This is a genomic window from Phenylobacterium sp. LjRoot97, from assembly GCF_964254345.1.
Taxonomy (GTDB): domain Bacteria; phylum Pseudomonadota; class Alphaproteobacteria; order Caulobacterales; family Caulobacteraceae; genus Phenylobacterium.
This window is the reverse complement of the sequence record NZ_CAXUTH020000001.1, coordinates 3,901,871-3,921,007: the sequence shown is the minus strand read 5'-3', so window position 1 is coordinate 3,921,007 and position 19,137 is coordinate 3,901,871. Positions and strand designations below refer to the sequence as shown.

The following is a 19,137-nucleotide window of genomic DNA, read 5'->3' as shown; positions in this document are numbered from 1 at the left end:
TAGCTTCACAATGACGGGAGGTTGCTAACCAATCGTCACTGGAAATCCGCATTATCCCGACTTCACGTGCGCAATATATATAAAGACACAACAATTGTGATTGTCGTGTTTACTGCGCATTAACCAAATCTAATTGTCCGCCATCAGATTCTTTTAACCTGAATGCCTCATACAGGGCCTGCGTCCGTTATCTAGAAAGGAGTGGGGCCATGAAGAATCTCATCAAAATCGGCGGCGGTGTCGCCCTCTGCCTGGCGTTTGCCGGCGCGTCGGCTGCGGCTGACTTCCAAGAAAGCATGACCAAGTGCCTGACCAAGCACGCCAACACCCGCGACGCGGCGGTGGTGATGCTCGAGTGCAACGCCGAAGCCGGCAAGCTCTCGGGCTGCAAGGTGCTGGAAGACAGCAAGTCTGGTAAGGGCTTCGACAAGGCCGCCCTGTGCGTGGCCGATGCTCTGCCGATGGGTTCGAAGACCGGCACCGTGAAGGTTCCGATGCGCTTCCCCGGCGGCGCGTAAGCAGCCGCAACAAGAATTCGAATTCTTGCAGATCGCGCCCTCGGCTACGGCCGGGGGCGTTTTGCGTTGTGGGGCTAGGCGTCCACCCGCTTCAGCAGTTCCTGCGCCGCTGCCGGGGCGCGGACCTTCCCTTCGTGGATGAAGAACACGAAGGTCTCGTGCGGGCCTTCCGCCGGCCCGGTGCGGTCGATCGGCGTGAAGTCGCCCGGCACCCGCCCCTTCGAGTATTCGCCGAAGCGTTCGGCCCAGGCGTCCAGGTCTTCGGCCACATAGCCGGTCTCGATCGTGTCCGATCCCATCAGCAGCCGCGCATAGACGAAGTCCGCGGTGATGTCGCAGATCAGCGGATAGTTCTCGTTCTCCGAGACGCAGATCGCCACGTTGCGCTCGCGGCACATCTTCACGAAGGCCGGGTCGACGAAGCTGGCGTGGCGGACCTCGACGCAGTGGCGCAGCGCCAGCCCGTCCTGGCTCTTGGGCAATAGGTCCAGGAAGCCGGCGAAGTCGGCCTCGTCGAATTTCTTGGTCGGCATAAACTGCCAGAGGATCGGACCGAGCCGGTCGCCCAGCTCGACGATCCCCTGGGTCAGGAACTTGCCGACGGACTCGCCGGCCTCGGCCAGCACCCGGCGGTTGGTGCAAAACCGCGAGGCCTTCACCGTGAACTTGAAGCCGTCCGGAGTGGCGGCCGCCCACTTGGCGAAGGTCTGCGGCTTCTGGCTGGAATAGTAGGTGGAGTTGATCTCCAGCGCGGTGAGATGGCGACTGGCGTAGGCCAGTTCGTCGGCGTGCTTGAGGCCCTGCGGATAGAAGACCCCGCGCCACGGCTCGAAGGTCCAGCCCCCGATGCCGGCCCGGATCTGACCTGCCTGCGCCATCTCGTTCCTCGCCTTTGCTACTTCCTGTCGGACGCGGTCGCGTCTCGGGTCAGCTTGAACTCCGAGCCCGCCTTCCACTCCGGCCAGGTGGCGGAGTCGGCCAACTGGCGGCCCAGCTCGAACATCAGTTGGCCGTCCTGGGCGATGCCTTCAAGGTTCCAGCTGTCGTCGAAGTGGTCGGCCGGCTGGTGGTAACGGTCGGCGGTGTAGGCCTTCGACCACGCCGCGCCGGCCTCCTTGCCGCCGCTCACCAGGTCATAGCCCGAGCCGAACGAGATCGCCGGCACGCCGCGCTTGGCGAACGGGAAGTGGTCCGAGCGGAAGAACAGGCCAGCCTCCGGCTTGGAGTCCGGCGTGTAGTAGCGGCCATGGCTCTTGCCGACCGCGACCAGCGCGTCCTGCAGGGTCGAGGCGGCGTCGCCCGAGGTCGTGAAGTCCTTGGCCGGGCCGGCCGGCGACAGGGCGTCCATGTTGATGTTCGCGACCGTCTTGCCGAGCGGGTAGAGCGGGTTGGCGGCGTAGTATTCCGAGCCCAGCAGACCCTTTTCCTCGGCGGTCACCGCCAGGAACACCACTGAGCGGTCCGGCTGCGGGCCCTTGGCGAACGCGCGGCCGATCTCGATCATGGTGGCGATGCCGTCGGCGTTGTCGACCGCGCCGTTGTAGATCGTGTCGCCCTTGGCGTCCGGCAGGCCGACGCCCAGGTGGTCCCAGTGGCCCGAATAGATGATGGTCTCGTCCGGGCGCTTGGCGCCGGGGATCAGCCCGACCACGTTCTTCGAGACGATCTTCTGCACGTCGACGCCATAGTTCGTCGAGAACGTCGCGCCCTTCAGTTCGACCGGCTTGAAGTCGCGGCTCTGGGCCTGCTTCTTGGCGGTTTCGAAGTCGAGGCCGGCGGCCTTGAACAGCTCGACCGTGCGGTCGCGCTGGATCCAGCCTTCCAGCAGGGCGTGCGCCTCGCTCGGCTTGTCGCGGATGATGTCGAACAGCGGGGCGGTGTTCGAGTTCTTCACCGTCGCCCAGCCGTAGGAGGCCGGCGCGGTCTCATGGACCACCAGGAAGCCGATCGCCCCGCGGCGCGCGGCCTCTTCGTACTTGTAGGTCCAGCGGCCGTAATAGGTCATCGCCTTGCCGCCGAAGTCGCCCTTGCCGGTCTCGAAGTCGGGATCGTTGACCAGCACGAGGGCGACCTTGCCCTTCAGGTCGACGCCCTTGAAGTCGTCCCAGTTACGCTCGGGCGCGGTCACGCCATAGCCGACGAAGACGATCGGGGCGTCCTTGACGGCGACCTGCGTCGCGCCGGTCTGGGCTGCGCGCAGGGCGACGTCCTCGCCCTGGGTCCAGGCCTGGGTCTTGCCGCCGGCGGTGACGCCGACGCTGACCGGGCCCTTGATCTCGAAGCGGGCCAGCGGCACGTCCTGGGTCCAGGCGCGCTGGCCCTCCACCAGATCTCCACCCGGCTTCAATCCGGCGTCCTTGAACTGGTTGATGATGTAGGCGACCGTTTTCTTCTCGCCTTCGGTGGCCGGGCCGCGACCTTCGAACTCATCGGACGCCAGCACCTTCACGTGCTCGGCGATCTTGGCGGGGTTGATGTCGCCGGCGAGGGCAGGGGCGGCGAAAACGGCCCAAATCGCGGCGCCAGCGAGCAGAAACTGTTTCATAGTTCACTCAAATGGGGGTGGAATTGCGCGGAACCCTAGTTCGCGGCGTGGTCTCGCGCCAGTGCCATGCGACCGGTTTGCGACACCTGTGTTTCGCTTTGCCGATTGTCTCTTCTCAGCAATCGACCTGAAGCATGACCGCAGCTAAGAACGGAACGCCGGTATCGAGGTCCGCGCTGCGTGTGCTAGTCGCGCCCGGCGTGGTGGGCGGTGTCGCAAACCGATAGTGATGAAAAGAGCGATGCGCCTAGTTTCCCCTGCGGTCGGATCGGTGACCGGCCTGGCCCTGATGCTGTCGGCCTGCGCCTCCACCCGCGACGTCGATACCCGCCTTCCGGCCGCCTACGAGGCGCCGACCTCGCCGGCGATCTCCGCCGCCCCCTCGCTCGAAACCTGGTGGACCGGGTTCGACGACCCGCAGCTCACCGCGCTGATCACCGAGGCGCTGGCCAACAGCCCCGACGCGCGCAGCGCGGCGGCCAAGCTGCGTGAGGCGCGCGCCACCCGTTCCGGCGCGCTGACCAGCTTCCTGCCCCAGGGCAATCCCCGCGGTTCGATCACCGAGACCGACAGCAAGGTGATCGACGGGACCGCGATCAATATTCCCGGCTTCTCGAGCACCGGCGACAGCCGCACGGAGACCGCCAACTTCGACGTCAGCTGGGAGATCGACCTCTTCGGCCGCATCTTCGCCGCCAGCCGCGCCGCCAACGCCGAGATGGCGGCCGCGCGGCTCGACTACGAGGCGGCCCGCGCCAGCCTCGCGGCCGCGGTGGCCGACAGCTACTTCGCAGCTCGCGGCATCGCCATCCAACTTGACGACATCCGCGCCACCGAGCGGATCCAGGCCGAGCTCTACCGCGTGGTCGACATCCGCGCGCAGCGCGGCATCTCCTCGACCGCCGACGCCGACCGCGTGGCCGGCGACCTCGCCCAGGCCCGGTCCCAGGTCGCCGGTCTGGAAGCCGAGCTGCAGGCCGCGCGTCGCGATCTGCTGATCCTTACCGGCCGCGGCGTCGAGCCGATCGCCGCCCTGCCGATCGACGCCGAGGTCGGCGTGGCGCCGCAGGTCCCGGACGTGATCCCCGGCGAGCTGCTCGCCCGTCGCCCCGACGTGCGCCGCGCCGAGGCGATGCTCGCCTCGGCCCTCGGCCGCCTCGACTACGCCAAGCTGGCCTTCTTCCCGACCTTCAAGCTCGCGCCGGGCATCGGCCTGCAGAAGAACGACCAGCCCGGCTACTCGGCGACGACCCAGAGCTGGAGCATCGGCGCCAACGTCGTCGTCCCGGTGCTCGACATTCCGCGCCTGCTCTCGGAGATGAAGGCTCAGGACGCCCGCTCCGAACAAGCCGCCATCGCCTACGAAAAGGCCGTTCAGACCGCCTTCGGCGAGGCCGAGAACGCGCTGGTCCTGCTGCAGGCCGATCGCCGCCGCGTGGACCTGCTGACGGACGGCGAGGCTCGCGCCCGCCGCGCCTACGAGGCGTCGCGCAAAGGCTACGTCGCCGGCTTCACCGATCTGCAGACCACGCTCGACAACGAGCGGGCCTGGCGCACCGTGCGCACCCTGAAGACCGCCGCCCAGGTGCAGGCCATGCGCCGCGCGGTCCAGACCTACAAGGCGCTCGGCGGCGGTTGGCCGCTTGAGGCCGCCCCGACCAACAAAGAGGCTCGCTGAAGTGACGAGAACCAAGACCATCCTGGCCCTCGCCGCCGGCCTGGCTTCCGCCGTGACGTTGACCGCCTGCGGCTCCAAGGAGCCGCCGAAGAAGGACCCGGCCGCCCAGGCGCGCGCAGTGACGGTCGTGCGGCTTGAACCGCGCGCGATCTCCGGAGCGCTCAGCGCCTCGGGCACGCTGCGCCCCCGCGAGGAGGCCGCCGTGGCGGCCGAGGTCAGCGGCTTCCGGGTGCTGCGCGTCAACGCCGACGTCGGCGACACCGTCCGCGCCGGCGAAGTGCTGGTGCAACTCGACCCGGCCCTTCTCCAGGCTCAGATCGCCCAGGCCGAGGCGCAGTCCGCCCAGGCCGAGGACCAGGCCAGGCGCGTCGCCGACCTGGACGGCCAGGGCGTGCTCGCCCAGGAGCAGATCGCCCAGCGCCGCTTCCAGGCCCAGGCCGCCCGCGCGAACCTGCGCGACCTGCAGACCCGCCTGGCCAAGCTCGCCGTCGTCGCCCCGGTGTCCGGCGTGATCCTCGAGCGCACCGTTCGTCCGGGCGACCTGTCGGCCGGCGGCGGCTCGCCTTGGTTCCGCATCGCCCGCGACGGCCAGATGGAGCTCGGCGCCGACATGTCCGAGGACGACCTGGCCCGCATCCGCGTCGGACAGGGCGCGACCGTCACCCTGCCGGGCGGCGGCCAGGCCCAGGGCACGGTGCGGATCGTCAGCCCGCAGATCGACGCCCAGACCAAGCTCGGCCAGGTGCGCGTGCTGCTGCCCGCCCGTCCCGACATCCGCGCCGGCGGCTTCGCCCGCGCGGTCTTCGCCGACGCCAGCGCCTCGACGCTCGCCCTGCCTGAAACCGCGATCCGCTACGACGCCAGCGGCGCGGCGGTCATGGTGGTCGGCGACGACAACCGCGTGAAGCACGTGGCCGTCCAGACCGGCCAGCGCGGCTCGGGCCTCGTGCAGATCGTGAAGGGCCCGCCCGCCGGCGCCCGCGTGGTCCAGAACGCGGCCTCGTTCCTGCTCGACGGTGACCTGGTGAAACCGGTCGAAGCCGGCGCGGCCGCTGCGCCGCAAGCCGCCGCGCCGCAACCCGCCGCGAGGGCCAAATGAGCGAGCATCAAGGCGGGAGCTCCGGCTTCCCGATCTCGGCCTGGGCGATCCGCAACCCGGTTCCGGTCGCACTGCTGTTCATCGGCCTGCTGATCGCCGGCATGATCGCCTATTCGGGGCTGGCGGTTAAGCAGTTCCCGAACATCCAGTTCCCGGTGGTCGCCATCACGGTGACCCAGAGTGGCGCCGCGCCCGGGGAAATGGAGACCCAGATCACCCGGCCGGTCGAAGACGCCATGTCGGGCATCACCGGGGTCAAGAACATCCAGTCGGTGGTGACCCAGGGCGTCTCGACGACGTCCATCCAGTTCGAAATGGGCGAGGATCTTCAAAAGAAGACCGACGAAGTCCGCGCCAAGGTCGACCAGACCCGCCAGGTCCTGCCGCGCGACATCGACGAGCCGACCGTCACCCGGGTCGAGATCGACGACGCATTCCCGATCATCACCTATGCGGTCGAAGCGCCGTCGATGTCGGACGAGCAGCTCTCCTGGTACGTGGACGACAAGATCGCCCGCGATCTGCAGACCGTGAGCGGCGTGGCCCAGATCTCCCGAGTCGGCGGCGTGGCGCGCGAGATCAACGTCGTCGTCGATCCCGACAAGCTGGCCGCCCGCGGCCTGACCGCGGCCGAGGTCAACAACGCCCTGATGGCCTTCCAGCAGGATGCGCCCGGCGGCCGCGTCCAGGTCGGCGGCCGTGAGCAGACTGTCCGCGTGCTCGGCTCGGCCGAGACGATCGATCAGCTGCGGGCCATGACCATCGCCACCGGCGGCGGCGGCTTCGTCCGCCTCACCGACGTCGCCGACATCGGCGAGGGCTCGGCCGAGGCGCGCGGCTTCGCGCGCCTGGACAACCGGCCCGTGGTCGGCTTCCAGGTCAGCAAGACCAAGGAGTCGTCCGACGTCGACGTCGAGGACGGGGTGAACGCCAAGCTGGCCGAGATCGCCAAGGCCGATCCCAACGTCAAGTTCACCAAGATCTACGCCTCGGTCGACGAGACCCGCGCCAACTTCCGCGCCACCCAGCACGTGCTGCTCGAGGGCATGGTGCTGGCGGCGCTGGTGGTGCTGCTGTTCCTGCGCGACTGGCGCGCCACGGCCATCACCGTGCTGGCCATGCCGATCTCGCTGATCCCGACCTTCTTCGTGATGAAGATGGCCGGCTTCTCGCTGAACCTAGTGACGCTGCTGGCCCTGACCCTGGTCATCGGCATCCTCGTCGACGACGCCATCGTCGAGATCGAGAACATCGAAAAACGGGTGGCCCGCGGCGTGCGGCCGTTCAAGGCCGCGCTGGAAGGCGCCGACGCCATCGGCCTGGCGGTGGTGGCGACCACCTTCGCCATCGTCGTGGTGTTCACGCCGGTCAGTTTCATGCCCGGCATCCCCGGTCAGTTCTTCAAGGAGTTCGGCCTCACCGTCTCGGTGGCGGTGCTGTTCTCGCTGCTCGTCGCCCGCCTGGTGACGCCGCTGATGGCGGCCTACTTCCTCAAGCCCAACGTCCACCAACGGCCGCAGAAGCCGTTCGAGGGCTTCTATCCCAGCGCCCTCAAGTGGGCGCTGGAGCATCGCATCATCGCCTCCATCGCCGGCCTGCTGCTGTTCGTCTGCTCGGCGGCGATGATCGCCTTCCTGCCGAAGGGCTTCCAGCCGCCCGGCGATCCCGACTACGTCTATATCAACGTCCAGGGCCCGCCTGGGGCGACCATCGGCGACATGGAGCGCGCGGTTCAGCAGGCCACCCTCGTCATGGCCGACCAGCCGGAAGTCAGGGGCGTCTTCAGCCAGGTCGGCTCGACCGTGGCGAACTTCGGTCCCGGCGGCGGCGGCGGCGGCAGCGACCTGCGCAACGGCACCATCACCGTGCTCCTCAACGCCAACCGCAAGGTCACCGGCAACCAGCTCAAGGACCGCGTGCGCGCCCAGATCGCTGCGGTGCCGGACGTGCGGCTCAACTTCCTCGACGGCCAGGGCTCGGCCGGGTTCGAACAGATCCTGACCAGCTCCGATCCCAAGGCCCTGGAACAGGCCAGCCTCGAGCTCGAGCGCCAGATGCGGACCCTGACCAAGGTCACCGATCCGCGTCCGAAGAACCCGCCGATCGGCCCCGAACTGGTGATCCGTCCCCGCGCCGACGAGGCCGCGCGCCTCGGAGTCTCGGTGGCGACGATCGCCCAGGCGGCCCGCGTCGCCACCGTCGGCGACATCGACGCCAACATTCCGAAGATGAACGAGGGCGAGCGGCGTATCCCGATCCGGATCCGTCTGCCGGAATCGGCGCGCGCCGACATCGAACAGGTCCGTCAGCTTCGTCTGCCGACCGCGACGGGCGGCTCGACGACGCTCGGCGCCGTGGCCGACGTGGAGTTCCAGGCGGGTCCCGCCCGGATCGACCGTCTGAACCGCCAACGCCAGATGACCGTCCAGGCCGAGCTGGCCGACGGGGTCGAGCTCGGCGATGCGACCAGCGAGGTCCACAAGCTGCCGATCATGAAGAAGCTGCCGGCCGGGGTCGCCCCCAGCGCCATCGGCGACGCCGAGGCCATGGCCGAGATGTTCGGCGGCTTCGTCGTCGCCTTCGCCACCGCGGTGTTCCTGATGTTCGCCGTGCTGGTGCTGCTGTTCAAAAGCTTCTTCAAGCCGATCGTCATCCTCGCCGCCCTGCCGCTGGCCGTCGGCGGCGCCTTCATCGGCCTCTTCATCTTCAACCTGTCGCTGTCGATCCCCTCGCTGATCGGCTTCCTGATGCTGATGGGTCTGGCGGCCAAGAACTCGATCCTGCTGGTCGAGTACGCGATCGAGCGCGAGCGCGAGGGCATGCCCCAGCGCAACGCCCTGATCGAGGCCTGCCGTGAGCGGGCCCGGCCGATCGTCATGACCACCGTGGCCATGGCCGCCGGCATGCTGCCGACCGCCCTGGCGCTGGAGAAGGGCGCCGAGTTCCGCCAGCCGATGGCGGTGGCGGTGATCGGCGGCCTCATCACCTCGACCCTGCTGTCGCTGGTGCTGGTGCCGGTGGTCTACGAGTTCGTCGACGACTTCGAGAACTGGCTGCGCCCCAAGCTCGCCAAGCTGATCACCCCGCGCGAGGCGCCCGGCGAGGCCGTGCCCGAGGACCGCCTCTAAGCGGCGCCGTTGCGGCGCGTCGGACGGTCCCGCTATGCTCCGCAGCTGAGGGTTGCGGGGTAGGGGCATGACGACGTTTTCGTTCGGCGACGCAGTCGGGTCGGGGTTCGGCGTCATCGCCCGCAACCCGCTGGCGTTCCTGGTCTGGTGCGCGGTCTACCTAGTGGTGGCGCTCGGGCCGGTGGTGCTGATGATCGCGGCCCTATGGCCGCAGTTCGGCGCCCTGGCCGCGCTGGCCGAGGCCGAGATCGCGCCCGATTCGCCGGCCGCCACCCAGCAGATGACGGCGCTGATGGCCCAGATCAACGCGCTGTCGCTGCTGCAGTGGGTGACCGGCCTGGCGTCCGGCGCGCTCCTGATGGGCGCGGTGTTCCGCGCCGTGCTGGAACCGGAGAACCGGCGCTGGTTCTTCCTGCGCCTCGGCCGCCAGGAGTTCTGGCTGGCGCTGTGCCTGGTGGTCGTCGCCGTCGTGGCGGTCCTGCTGGCCGTGCTCAGCACCATTCCGGTCACGATCACGTCGCTGGTCTTGATCACCGCCGGCCCCAGCCAGACCCTGGCGCCCGGCGTCGGGCTCGGCATCGCCGCCATCGTGCTGATCGTGCTCGGCGCGATGCTCTGGCTGTTCGTGCGCTTCTCGCTCGGCCTGCCGATGTCGTTCGCCGACAGCTATTTCCGGCTGTTCGACTCCTGGCGGCTGACGAAGGGCCATGCGGCGAAGATGGTGCTGGTCGGGGTCGTGGTCAGCATCATCGCCACCGTCGTCCAGATGCTGTTGTTCGTCGGCTTCATCGTCGCCGCCATCGCGATCCTCAAGCCGACCGCCGACATGGACTACACGACCCTGACCTTGGCCCAGGTCTCGCCGATCCTCGCCCTGGCCGCCGGGCTCATGGCCCTGGTCAGCGTGTTCGGCACGGTGCTCTACAGCGCCCCGCTGGCGGTGATCTACCGCGAGCTCGCGCCCGCGCCGGCCGAGGCCTAGACCTCGCCGCGCAGCACCCGGGCGAACAGCTCCGGATCGACGTTGCCGCCGGACAGCACCAGCCCGGTCGCGTCCTCGCCGAACGACTTCACCTTGCCGGCCAGCAGCGCCGCCAGGCCCACCGATCCGCCCGGCTCGACCACCAGCTTCAGCACCGAGAACGCATAGCGCATCGACTCGGCGACCTCGGCGTCGGTGACCACCGCCACGTCGGCCACGGTCTTCTGCAGCACCGGGAAGGTCAGCAGCCCCGGCGCCGGGCTTTCCAGCGCGTCGCACAGCGAGCGCGTGGTCGGCTGGGTCACGATCCGCTCGCCCTTCTGCAGCGAGCGCAGGGTGTCGTCGAAGCCGGCCGGCTCGACGCCGACGATCGCGGTGGTCGGCGACAGCGCCTTCACCGCCGTCGACACGCCCGCCAGCAGCCCGCCGCCGCCGATCGGCGAGACCACGGTGTCCAGCGTCACGCCGCGGGCCTTGGCCTGGGCGACCAGCTCCAGCCCGACCGTGCCCTGGCCGGCGATGACGTCGGGGTCGTCGAAGGCCGGAACCGTCACCGCGCCGCGCTCGGCGGCGACCGCCGCGGCGATCGCCTCGCGGCTCTCGGTCAGCCGGTCGTAGAGCTTGATCTCGGCGCCGTAGCCGCGCGTCGCCTCGACCTTCACGCTCGGCGCGTCGGCCGGCATCACGATCAGCGCCGGCATGCCCAGCAGCCGGGCCGCCAGCGCCACGCCCTGGGCGTGGTTGCCCGATGAGAACGCCACCACGCCGCGGGCGCGCTCCTCCGCCGACAACTGCGAGAGCCGGTTGTAGGCCCCGCGGAACTTGAACGCCCCGACCCGTTGCAGCGTCTCCGGCTTGATCAGCACCCGCCGGCCCAGCCGCTCGTTCAGGGCCGGGCTCTCGATCAGCGGGGTCTCGACGGCGTGGCCCGCCAGCCGCCCGGCGGCGGCCTCGATGTCGGCCAGGGTCACGCTCATTTCGCGAACACCATGGCGTCGTCGGCGAAGGCCTTGAACTCCAGCGCGTTGCCGGACGGATCGAGGAAGAACATCGTCGCCTGCTCGCCGGGCTGGCCCTCGAAGCGGATCTGCGGCTCGATCACGAACTTGACGCCCGCGTCCTCCAGCTTGCCGGCCAGCACGTGCCACTCCGGCAGCGTCAGGATCGCGCCGAAGTGGCGGACCGGCACGTCCTCGCCGTCGACGCTGCTGGTGTTCTTGTGGCCGCACTCGTCCGGCGACAGGTGCGCGACGATCTGGTGGCCGTAGAAGTCGAAGTCGATCCAGTCCGGGCTCGAACGCCCCTCCGGACAGCCCAGCAGCCCGCCATAGAAACTGCGCGCCTCGGCCAGGTCGCGGACGGGAAAGGCGAGGTGAAAGCGCGGTCGGGTCATGGATCTATTCATAGCCTGAGCCGCGGCGTCAGGCGACCAGGGGCTTGACGCACGGGCCTCCCGCTGGTTTACCCCGGCCGAACGGAGAGCCGCCGCCCGCAGGGCCGCCGCATCTGGTTCCTACAATCGATCAAGTCCACACGCCGAGTCCTGTCGAAGGGCGTTGTTGGACCCGCTCGGGCAGGCCGGGAGATCGTATCCGAATGGCCAATGTGACCGTGATCGGCGCTCAGTGGGGCGACGAAGGCAAGGGCAAGCTCGTCGACTGGCTGTCGAACCGCGCCGACGTCGTCGTGCGCTTCCAGGGCGGCCACAACGCCGGCCACACCCTGGTGGTCGGCGACCAGGTCTACAAGCTCAGCCTGCTGCCCTCGGGCGTGGTCCAGGGCAAGCTGTCGGTGATCGGCAACGGCGTCGTCGTCGACCCGTGGCACCTGCTGGAAGAGATCGCCAAGCTGGGCGGGCAGGGCGTCTCGATCACTCCGGAGATGCTGGTCCTGGCCGACAACGCCTGCCTGATCCTGCCGCTGCACCGCGACCTCGACCAGGCGCGTGAAGCCGCCGCGGTCAACAAGATCGGCACCACCGGCCGCGGCATCGGCCCGGCCTACGAGGACAAGGTCGGCCGCCGCGCCATCCGCGTCGACGACCTGCGCGACCGCGACGCGCTGGAAGCCAAGATCGACCGCCTGCTGGCCCACCACACCCCGCTGCGCGCCGGGCTCGGCCTGCCGGAATACGACGGCGCCCAGCTGCTGGCCGCCCTGGAAGAGATCGCCCCGAAGATCCTGCCCTTCGCCCAGCCGGCCTGGAAGCTGTTGGACGGCGTGGTCAAGGCCGGCAAGCGCGTGCTGTTCGAAGGCGCCCAGGGCGCCCTGCTCGACGTCGACCACGGCACCTATCCCTATGTGACCTCGTCCAACACCGTCGCCGGCCAGGCCGCGGCCGGTTCGGGCCTGGGTCCGAAGGGCCCGGGCTTCGTGCTCGGTATCGTCAAGGCCTACACCACCCGCGTCGGCGAGGGCCCGTTCCCGACCGAGCTCTTCGACGAGATCGGCCAGCATCTGGGCACGGTCGGCCGCGAGTTCGGCGTCGTCACCGGCCGTCCGCGCCGCTGCGGCTGGTTCGACGCGGTGCTGGTGCGCCAGTCGGTGGCCCTCAACGGCATCGACGGCATCGCCCTGACCAAGCTCGACGTGCTGGACGGCCTGCCCAAGCTGAAGATCTGCGTCGGCTACAAGCTGAACGGCGAGGTGCTCGACTACCTGCCCGCCGGCCTCAAGTCGCAGTCGGCGCTCGAGCCGGTCTACGAGGAGATGGACGGCTGGAGCGAAAGCACCGCCGGCGCCACCTCCTGGAAGGACCTGCCGGCCAATGCGGTGAAGTACGTTCGCCGCGTCGAGGAGCTGATCGGCGCCCCGGCCGCGATGGTCTCCACCAGCCCGCAGCGCGACGACACGATCATGGTCCGCGACCCGTTCCAGGACTGATCGCCCAAGACGGTTCCGAGACGGGCGGCGTAAGGCGTTCTTAAGGACGCTGCGGCACTCTCTGGTGAGATTCCAGGAGTCCGAGCGCCGCCCGTGTTCACCGAGAACCTCAAACAAATTCAGCGCATGACGCCGCTGATGCAGCGGGTGCTGATCATTGACCCGGCGCCGGCGAGCGCGCGCCTGCTCGCCGACTCCATGCGGAACATCGCCAACGTACAACTCTGGCATGCGCCGACCACCCGCAAGGGTTTGGAGGCCGCCCGCCAGGTCAATCCGCAGCTGATTTTCGTGGAGCTCGCCGGGACCGAGGTCGACGGCGTCCAGTTCTCCCGCCAGCTCCGGCGCTCCGACGCCGCCTGCCGCATGGCCCCAATCATCATGGTCACGGCGACGGCGACCGCCGCCGCCATCCTGTCGGCGCGCGACGCCGGCGTGCACGAGTTTCTGCGCAAGCCCTACACGACCAAGGATCTGCTGCGCCGCCTCGAGGCGGTGACCCTGCATCCGCGCGACTGGGTCGAGGCGGTCGAGTATGTCGGCCCCGATCGCCGCCGCTTCAATTCCGGTGACTACAGCGGCCCGCTGAAGCGGCGCTCGGACGCCACGGCGACGCCGGAAGCCCAGCGCATCACCCAGGCGCTCAAGATCGTGCGTTCGGCCATCCCCGCGATCGCCACCGACCCCAGCCAGGCGATGCGCGCGCTGCTGGCCCAGATGGTCGAGCTGCAACGCGCCGCCGCGGTGACCAAGAACGCCCCGCTCGCCGCCGCGACGATCGAGTTCCAGCGCGAGCTGGCCGTCGCCGCCCAGGCCGGCGCCCTGGTCCCCGAGGACCTCGCCCGCAAGGCCGTCGGCCTGCTGGCCTTCCTGCCGAAGGACGAGCCGGGCAGGGATCGGGCGGCCTGAGCCGCCGCGCGGCTAGTTGAGCTTCAGGACGGCGGAATCCGCCAGAGCCTCGAGCTTGGCCAGCTTGCAGACCACGATGGTCGCATAGCCCAGCGAGACGAGGCCCTCCGCCTGCAGCCCGCGGAGCGCTGGGTTGAGGCTCTGGCGGGAAACGCCGAGCATGTCGGCCAGCGCGGCCTGGGAGAGGCGCAGATCGATCCGCACGCCGCCGCCGGCCTCCACGCCTCGTGACTGGGCGAGATTCACCAGCCGCTTGGCGAGCCGCACCTTGAGCGGCAGACGCGACGTGCTGACGATGTAGGTCAGGGCCTGCCGGTACTGCGAACAGACCCGGCGGGTGAAGCAGGCAAGGTGCTCTCGCGCGGACGTCAGCCGTTCGAACGCCGGGCGTGAAACCCGCAGCACGCTCGCTCGGCCCACGGCCAGGGCGTCGGAGGAGCGCGGCAGGTCGTCGAGCATCCCCGTGTCGCCGAACCAGGCGCCCGGACGAATGATCTCCAGGGCCGAGGCGTCGCCGTCCTCGCTGGCGTGCCGGACATGGACCTCGCCGGCCAGCAGCGCAAACAGGCCGTTGGGCGGGTCGCCCTGGGCGAAGATCAGCTTGTCCTGTAGTCGCACGACGTCGCCTTCCTCGATCAGTCCGTCGGCGAGCGCGGGCGGCAAGCTGCGAAACCAGGGGTTCAGCTGCAGGATTTCGCGGGGAACGAGGGGCGGGGCCATGCCTCCTGGTGAGGATCGGCGGACTGAACTGTCAAGGGCCTGACAGTTGGCCGCGGCCGCCCGCGCTTATCGTCGGCCGATGTCCGATACCCTGCAAAATGCCCCTAGCGCCGCCCCGCGCTCGGCCTATCTGGATCAGCTGAAGCTGCTGCTGGTGGCGCTGGTGGTCGTCCATCATGCGGGCCAGCCGTACGGCCCCCCGGAGGACTGGCCGCTGAGGAGCGCCGCCGCCGGCCTGCCGCTCGGCGCGTTCTTCGAGATCAACGGCGCCTTCTTCATGGGGCTGTTCTTCCTGATTTCCGGCCTCTTCGTCCCCCAGGCGGTCGACCGCCTGGGGGCGCCGAAGGCGGTCGGCGCGCGCATTTTCCGGCTGGGGATTCCGCTGGCCTTCATCTCGGTGCTGGTGTTCGGGCCGATCAGCTACGCCGCCGGGCCGGGGCGCGAGGGCTTCCTCGCCTACATGCTGCGCGACTATGTCGGGGCCGGCGCCTTCGAGGTCGGCCATCTCTGGTTCCTCTCCTGGCTGTTGGTGATGGTCCTCGCCTACGGGACGTGGCGCGCGGTCTGGCGGCGTCCTGCGCCGTCGGCCGCAAGCCCGCCTGGTCACCTGGCGCTGCTCGCGGCCGTGGCGACGCTGGCCGCGGCCAACGCCGTGGTCCGCATCTGGTGTCCGGTCGGGCTCTGGGTCGACCTGGCCCCCTTCGTGCGGGTGGAAGTCGGCCGCCTGCCTCAGTACGTGCTGCTGTTCGGCGCCGGGCTCGCCGCCAGCCGCTTCGGCTGGCTGCAGACCTTTCCCGCGCGGCGAGGCCTGGTCTGGCTGTTTCTGGGGCTGGCGGCCGCTGCCCTGCGCCTCGCCCAGCCCTCCTTCGTACCGATGCCGCCTTGGGCCTGGCTGGTCGAAGAGGCGGTCATCGGGATCGGCCTCAGCATCGGCCTGCTGGTCCTTTCCAGGGCGCTTCTGGACCGGCCGACGGCCCTGCTCTCGGACCTGGCCCGCGACGCCTTCGGCGTCTACCTGATCCATGTCTTCCTGGTGGTCGGACTGCAGTTTGCGCTCGAGACGACGTCCGTCGGCGGCTGGGCGAGGTTCGCCGCCGTCAGCGCCCTTGGCTTGATCCTCAGCTTCGCCGTCGTCCGCGGGCTGCGGCGCGTGGCCGTGGTGCGCGACTTCCTCTGAGCCGCCGGGGCCGAAACGAAAGAAGCGCCGCGACCCTCGCGGATCGCGACGCTTCTCGCTTCAGTCGAAGATCTTGGCCCTTAGGCTTCGATCAGGTTCTTGTCGCGGGCTGCGGCGGTCACCGACTTTTGCAGCTTCTCGAAGGCCCGGACCTCGATCTGGCGGACGCGTTCACGGCTGACGCCGTATTCCGCAGCCAGTTCTTCCAGCGTGGTCGGGCTGTCCTTCAGGCGCCGCTCGGTCAGGATGTGACGTTCGCGGTCCGACAGTTCGGTCAGCGCCGCTTCCATCAGGGTCATGCGCTGGGTGCGCTCCTGGCTTTCGGCGACGTAGGTCTCCTGGCTCACCGAGGTCTCGTCCTCCAGCCAGTCCTGCCATTCGCTTTCGCCGTCAGCGCGCAGCGGCGCGTTCAGCGAAGCGTCCGGACCGGACAGCCGGCGGTTCATCGAGATCACTTCCTCGTCCAGCACGCCCAGCTTGGTGGCGATCTGGCTGACCTGGTCGGGGTGCAGGTCCCCGTCCTGGAAGGCGCTGATCTGGCTCTTGGCCTTGCGCAGGTTGAAGAACAGCTTCTTCTGCGCAGCGGTGGTGCCCATCTTCACCAGGCTCCAGGACCGCAGGATGTACTCCTGGATCGAGGCGCGGATCCACCACATGGCGTAGGTCGCCAGGCGGAAGCCCTTGTCCGGCTCGAACTTCTTCACCGCCTGCATCAGGCCGACATTGCCTTCGGAGATCACTTCCCCGATCGGCAGGCCGTAGCCGCGATAGCCCATGGCGATCTTGGCCACGAGGCGCAGGTGGCTGGTCACCAGCTGGTGGGCGGCGTCGGAGTCCTCGTGCTCACGCCAAGCCTTGGCGAGCATGAACTCCTGGTCCTTGGCCAGCATCGGGAATTTGCGAATTTCAGTCAGGTACCGGCTCAGTCCGCCTTCCGGCGACATCACGGCGAGCGCGTTAGCGGCCATGGATATATCCCCTTTCATACTCGGCGGACTTTCGGATCGCTGCGCGCCGCGCGCGCGAAACCGTCCGCCCCCTCCAACCATCTAGATAGGTATTGGTTGCCCTGGGCGTAAGGGCCCGGTTTGGGAGAAACCGGCGGCCCGGAAGTCCGACTGCTCTAGTCAGGTATTAGTACAGGCCGATGTGGGCGCCTTCAAGGCGCAACAGGCACAAGCTTTCTTACAAAGCTGTCAGGTTAGCTTGCAGTTGCGCCATATCGGCGGGCAAAGGGCTTTCGAATCTCACGGCTTGGCCGGTGACGGGATGGACGAACCCCAGCACCGCAGCGTGCAAGGCCTGGCGTTTCAAGCCGGCGTCCGCGATCGCCTCGCGCACGGCCGCGGCCGGCGGACCCGAGCCGTAGACCGGATCGCCGAGGCAAGGCGTGCCCTTCGAGGCCAGGTGCACGCGGATCTGGTGGGTGCGTCCGGTCTCCAGGGTGCAGGCGATGCGGGCCGCCAGCGGCTTGCCGCTGGAGCCTCCATAGACGGCCTCGGTGCGGTAGTGCGTGATCGCCTCGCGGCCGCCGCTCTTCAGCACCGCGATCTTCTTGCGGTCGTGAGGCGATCGGCCAAGTCGCGTCTCGATGGTCCCACGCTCGGGATTGGGCGCGCCGCGGACCAGGGCGACGTAGACCCTGTCGATATCGTGCGTCGCAAACAGCTTCGAAAGCCCCTGGTGGGCGGCGTCGGACTTGGCGGCGACCAGCACGCCCGAGGTGTCCTTGTCGAGCCGGTGGACGATCCCTGGCCGGGCCACCCCGCCGATCCCCGACAGGCTGGCGCCGCAGTGGTGCAGCAGCGCGTTGACCAGGGTGCCGGTCTCGCTGCCGGGGGCCGGGTGCACGGCCATGCCGGCCGACTTGTCGACGACGATCAGGTGCTCATCCTCGAACAGGATCGACAGCGGAATGTCTTCCGGCTCCGGCTCGGCGGGGGCGGGCGGGGGGATCAGCAGCTGGTACTCGCCGGGCTTGGCCTTGGCTGAGGCGTCCGACAGCGCCGCGCCGTCGCGGCTGACCAGCCCCTGGGCCATCAGCGCCTGGATGCGGCCGCGCGACAGGTCCGGCAGGTGCTCGGCCAAGGTCTTGTCCAGCCGCCCGCCGGCGGCGCTCGGCTCGATCGTCACGATGCGCGCGGCCATGCCCTCGGCGGAGGGGGCTTCGGCGGCGAGGTCGTCGTCCTCGAAGTCGGTCTGGCTCACCCTTGCAGATGTCCGCCGGACGACAGGCCTTTCGACAGGCTGCTGGCCCAGGTCGACAACAGGAACAGCTCGCCCGTGCCGGCGGCGGCCGCGGCTGGGCCGATGTCGCGGATCAGGTGCTTGCGCATGGCGTCGGGCGCGGTTTCCTCGGTGGCGGCGGTGTCGAGCTTCAAGAGCTCGGCGCAGCGTTCGTCGTCGGTTTCCGGGTCGCCGGTCAAGTCCCCGATCCGCTCCAGCACCACCGGGTAGGCCGAAGGCGTGCGCGCCGCGTTCAGCGCCGCGGCCAGGATCAGCCCGTCCAACTGCACCGCCTTGTGCAGCGACACGCCGTTGAACACCAGGAACACCGGCGTCTGCCCGACCGTGTCGAACAGGATCGCGAACACCTGGCCCTCGACCGGCATCAGCCAGCCGTCGAACAACAGGCCCGAGCCGCCCATCTGGAAGCGCAGCAGCCCGTCGGGGCCGCGCCGGATCATGCCGTAGTCGTGGAAGATCTCGCCGGGCATGGCGATGGACGGCCGGGTGCTGCGCCAGAAGCCCTCATAGGTCGCCCCGCGCCGCTCGGTCACCATCCGCACCATGTCCATGCCCGGGAGCGGCAGGCCCTCGACCGCCGCGCCGTTGGCCTGCGGCGCGGGCGCGCGCGGCGAGGCCGGCTCAACCCCGAACACCTGCGCCAGGCCATCGAGGCTGCGGTCCCAGTCGAGCATGGTGAAGCCGGCGCGGCGCCGCGCCACCAGCCGGGTCAGGTTCTCCAGATTGTGCGCCGAGGGCGTCACCGCCCCGGACGCCCAGCGCCCGACCAGCGACTTGTCCACGCCGAGTTCGGCTGCAAGTCGCCCTCGGCTCATCGAGAGCGCCTTCAGCACCAGGTCCAGCTTCTCGGAGAACGGCGTGGCGGCGTGCATGGAACCTCGATGATTCCATAGCCATCGCGGAATGCAACCCTGCATGCAACGGTTGCGCCTTGGAATGCAACGGTTGCACGTGGCTGCGCAGGCCGTCGCAGGCCGCTGCAACTGCTCGTCGAACGGTGTTCGCCTAAACTTTGCGGCAACCACGAACGCGGCCTCGAGACCGTCGGCGGAGGACTAAAATCATGGCCTATCTGACGCTCGGATTCTCGATCGCCTCCTTCATCGCCGCCGGGGTCATCGCCCTGACGACGCCGGCCACGGCCGGGCTGATGAAGGCCGATCCGGCGCGCGAGTCGGCCAGTAGTCAGAGCCAGCCAGGCCTCCCCGGCGTGCTGCGGGCTCTGCGGTGATCCCACGGTCCCCACCATAA

General features: G+C 69.1%; 17 protein-coding genes. 9 read left to right on the top strand and 8 right to left on the bottom strand.

Annotated features, from left to right (window positions below):
• Positions 1 to 209 precede the first annotated feature (209 nt).
• Positions 210 to 518 carry a hypothetical protein gene (locus ACSQ2H_RS19445; RefSeq protein ID WP_436063017.1) on the top strand — a complete coding sequence of 103 codons (309 nt, stop codon included), beginning with the start codon at positions 210 to 212 and terminating at the stop codon, positions 516 to 518.
• A gap of 74 nt (positions 519 to 592) precedes the next feature.
• Here the strand turns inward: ACSQ2H_RS19445 and ACSQ2H_RS19440 are convergent, their stop codons facing one another.
• Positions 593 to 1,396 (bottom strand): DUF72 domain-containing protein, encoded by an 804-nt coding sequence (locus ACSQ2H_RS19440; protein WP_436063016.1) that lies wholly within the window; start codon positions 1,394 to 1,396, stop codon positions 593 to 595.
• 17 nt (positions 1,397 to 1,413) lie between these two features.
• On the bottom strand, positions 1,414 to 3,063 hold the full coding sequence (locus ACSQ2H_RS19435) for a M28 family metallopeptidase (protein ID WP_436063015.1): 1,650 nt from the start codon (positions 3,061 to 3,063) through the stop codon (positions 1,414 to 1,416).
• Between the two features lie 241 nt (positions 3,064 to 3,304).
• On the opposite strand from ACSQ2H_RS19435, the gene ACSQ2H_RS19430 reads away from it, so the two are divergent.
• From ACSQ2H_RS19430 to ACSQ2H_RS19415, 4 genes are all read left to right on the top strand, one after another.
• Entirely contained in the window at positions 3,305 to 4,741 is a 1,437-nt protein-coding gene (locus tag ACSQ2H_RS19430; RefSeq protein ID WP_436063014.1) for an efflux transporter outer membrane subunit, read from the top strand.
• Position 4,742: 1 nt separating this feature from the next.
• Positions 4,743 to 5,840 (top strand): efflux RND transporter periplasmic adaptor subunit, encoded by a 1,098-nt coding sequence (locus tag ACSQ2H_RS19425; RefSeq protein WP_436063013.1) that lies wholly within the window; start codon positions 4,743 to 4,745, stop codon positions 5,838 to 5,840.
• Positions 5,837 to 8,968: an efflux RND transporter permease subunit gene (locus tag ACSQ2H_RS19420; RefSeq protein ID WP_436063012.1), complete on the top strand. Its 3,132-nt coding sequence runs from the start codon at positions 5,837 to 5,839 to the stop codon at positions 8,966 to 8,968. Before ACSQ2H_RS19425 ends, ACSQ2H_RS19420 begins: the two co-directional genes overlap by 4 nt.
• A 67-nt stretch (positions 8,969 to 9,035) precedes the next feature.
• On the top strand, positions 9,036 to 9,950 hold the full coding sequence (locus tag ACSQ2H_RS19415; RefSeq protein WP_436063011.1) for a hypothetical protein: 915 nt from the start codon (positions 9,036 to 9,038) through the stop codon (positions 9,948 to 9,950).
• Here the strand turns inward: ACSQ2H_RS19415 and ACSQ2H_RS19410 are convergent.
• Both ACSQ2H_RS19410 and ACSQ2H_RS19405 read right to left on the bottom strand, forming a co-directional pair.
• Positions 9,947 to 10,927 carry a threonine ammonia-lyase gene (locus ACSQ2H_RS19410; protein WP_436063010.1) on the bottom strand — a complete coding sequence of 327 codons (981 nt, stop codon included), beginning with the start codon at positions 10,925 to 10,927 and terminating at the stop codon, positions 9,947 to 9,949. The genes ACSQ2H_RS19415 and ACSQ2H_RS19410 overlap by 4 nt on opposite strands.
• Complete coding sequence (locus ACSQ2H_RS19405; protein WP_436063009.1) at positions 10,924 to 11,343, bottom strand: VOC family protein; 420 nt, start codon at positions 11,341 to 11,343, stop codon at positions 10,924 to 10,926. Before ACSQ2H_RS19405 ends, ACSQ2H_RS19410 begins: the two co-directional genes overlap by 4 nt.
• Positions 11,344 to 11,546: 203 nt before the next feature.
• Here ACSQ2H_RS19405 and ACSQ2H_RS19400 point away from each other — a divergent pair, with 203 nt between their 5' ends.
• Together ACSQ2H_RS19400 and ACSQ2H_RS19395 are read left to right on the top strand one after the other, a co-directional pair.
• A complete protein-coding gene (locus ACSQ2H_RS19400; RefSeq protein ID WP_436063008.1) occupies positions 11,547 to 12,833 on the top strand; it encodes an adenylosuccinate synthase in 1,287 nt (428 codons plus the stop codon).
• 93 nt (positions 12,834 to 12,926) lie between these two features.
• Positions 12,927 to 13,742 carry a response regulator gene (locus tag ACSQ2H_RS19395; protein ID WP_436063007.1) on the top strand — a complete coding sequence of 272 codons (816 nt, stop codon included), beginning with the start codon at positions 12,927 to 12,929 and terminating at the stop codon, positions 13,740 to 13,742.
• Between the two features lie 12 nt (positions 13,743 to 13,754).
• Here ACSQ2H_RS19395 and ACSQ2H_RS19390 read toward each other — a convergent pair whose 3' ends face one another.
• Positions 13,755 to 14,462, bottom strand: a complete 708-nt coding sequence (locus ACSQ2H_RS19390; RefSeq protein ID WP_436063006.1) for a Crp/Fnr family transcriptional regulator — start codon at positions 14,460 to 14,462, stop codon at positions 13,755 to 13,757.
• Between the two features lie 79 nt (positions 14,463 to 14,541).
• Here ACSQ2H_RS19390 and ACSQ2H_RS19385 point away from each other — a divergent pair, with 79 nt between their 5' ends.
• A complete protein-coding gene (locus tag ACSQ2H_RS19385; protein WP_436063005.1) occupies positions 14,542 to 15,639 on the top strand; it encodes an acyltransferase family protein in 1,098 nt (365 codons plus the stop codon).
• Positions 15,640 to 15,719: 80 nt separating this feature from the next.
• On the opposite strand, the gene rpoH is transcribed toward ACSQ2H_RS19385, so the two are convergent.
• The 3 genes from rpoH to ACSQ2H_RS19370 form a co-directional block, all read right to left on the bottom strand.
• Positions 15,720 to 16,607 (bottom strand): RNA polymerase sigma factor RpoH, encoded by an 888-nt coding sequence (gene rpoH, locus ACSQ2H_RS19380; RefSeq protein WP_436063004.1) that lies wholly within the window; start codon positions 16,605 to 16,607, stop codon positions 15,720 to 15,722.
• A gap of 217 nt (positions 16,608 to 16,824) precedes the next feature.
• Positions 16,825 to 17,787: an RluA family pseudouridine synthase gene (locus tag ACSQ2H_RS19375; protein ID WP_436063590.1), complete on the bottom strand. Its 963-nt coding sequence runs from the start codon at positions 17,785 to 17,787 to the stop codon at positions 16,825 to 16,827.
• A 56-nt stretch (positions 17,788 to 17,843) separates the two neighbouring features.
• Positions 17,844 to 18,758, bottom strand: coding sequence for a helix-turn-helix domain-containing protein (locus ACSQ2H_RS19370; protein ID WP_436063003.1), 915 nt, complete (start codon positions 18,756 to 18,758; stop codon positions 17,844 to 17,846).
• Between the two features lie 191 nt (positions 18,759 to 18,949).
• Between ACSQ2H_RS19370 and ACSQ2H_RS19365 the strand changes: the two genes are divergently transcribed.
• Positions 18,950 to 19,117, top strand: a complete 168-nt coding sequence (locus ACSQ2H_RS19365; protein ID WP_436063002.1) for a hypothetical protein — start codon at positions 18,950 to 18,952, stop codon at positions 19,115 to 19,117.
• The last annotated feature ends 20 nt before the right edge of the window (positions 19,118 to 19,137 follow it).

What these genes read in the sequence shown, in the direction of transcription:
- ACSQ2H_RS19445 (WP_436063017.1), top strand. Translation starts at nt 210, where the DNA reads ATGAAGAATCTCATCAAAATCGGCGGCGGTGTCGCCCTCTGCCTGGCG.
- ACSQ2H_RS19440 (WP_436063016.1), bottom strand. Translation starts at nt 1,396, where the DNA reads ATGGCGCAGGCAGGTCAGATCCGGGCCGGCATCGGGGGCTGGACCTTC.
- ACSQ2H_RS19435 (WP_436063015.1), bottom strand. Translation starts at nt 3,063, where the DNA reads ATGAAACAGTTTCTGCTCGCTGGCGCCGCGATTTGGGCCGTTTTCGCC.
- ACSQ2H_RS19430 (WP_436063014.1), top strand. Translation starts at nt 3,305, where the DNA reads ATGCGCCTAGTTTCCCCTGCGGTCGGATCGGTGACCGGCCTGGCCCTG.
- ACSQ2H_RS19420 (WP_436063012.1), top strand. Translation starts at nt 5,837, where the DNA reads ATGAGCGAGCATCAAGGCGGGAGCTCCGGCTTCCCGATCTCGGCCTGG.
- ACSQ2H_RS19415 (WP_436063011.1), top strand. Translation starts at nt 9,036, where the DNA reads ATGACGACGTTTTCGTTCGGCGACGCAGTCGGGTCGGGGTTCGGCGTC.
- ACSQ2H_RS19410 (WP_436063010.1), bottom strand. Translation starts at nt 10,927, where the DNA reads ATGAGCGTGACCCTGGCCGACATCGAGGCCGCCGCCGGGCGGCTGGCG.
- ACSQ2H_RS19405 (WP_436063009.1), bottom strand. Translation starts at nt 11,343, where the DNA reads ATGACCCGACCGCGCTTTCACCTCGCCTTTCCCGTCCGCGACCTGGCC.
- ACSQ2H_RS19400 (WP_436063008.1), top strand. Translation starts at nt 11,547, where the DNA reads ATGGCCAATGTGACCGTGATCGGCGCTCAGTGGGGCGACGAAGGCAAG.
- ACSQ2H_RS19390 (WP_436063006.1), bottom strand. Translation starts at nt 14,462, where the DNA reads ATGGCCCCGCCCCTCGTTCCCCGCGAAATCCTGCAGCTGAACCCCTGG.
- ACSQ2H_RS19385 (WP_436063005.1), top strand. Translation starts at nt 14,542, where the DNA reads ATGTCCGATACCCTGCAAAATGCCCCTAGCGCCGCCCCGCGCTCGGCC.
- rpoH (WP_436063004.1), bottom strand. Translation starts at nt 16,607, where the DNA reads ATGGCCGCTAACGCGCTCGCCGTGATGTCGCCGGAAGGCGGACTGAGC.
- ACSQ2H_RS19375 (WP_436063590.1), bottom strand. Translation starts at nt 17,787, where the DNA reads ATGGCCGCGCGCATCGTGACGATCGAGCCGAGCGCCGCCGGCGGGCGG.
- ACSQ2H_RS19370 (WP_436063003.1), bottom strand. Translation starts at nt 18,758, where the DNA reads ATGCACGCCGCCACGCCGTTCTCCGAGAAGCTGGACCTGGTGCTGAAG.
- ACSQ2H_RS19365 (WP_436063002.1), top strand. Translation starts at nt 18,950, where the DNA reads ATGGCCTATCTGACGCTCGGATTCTCGATCGCCTCCTTCATCGCCGCC.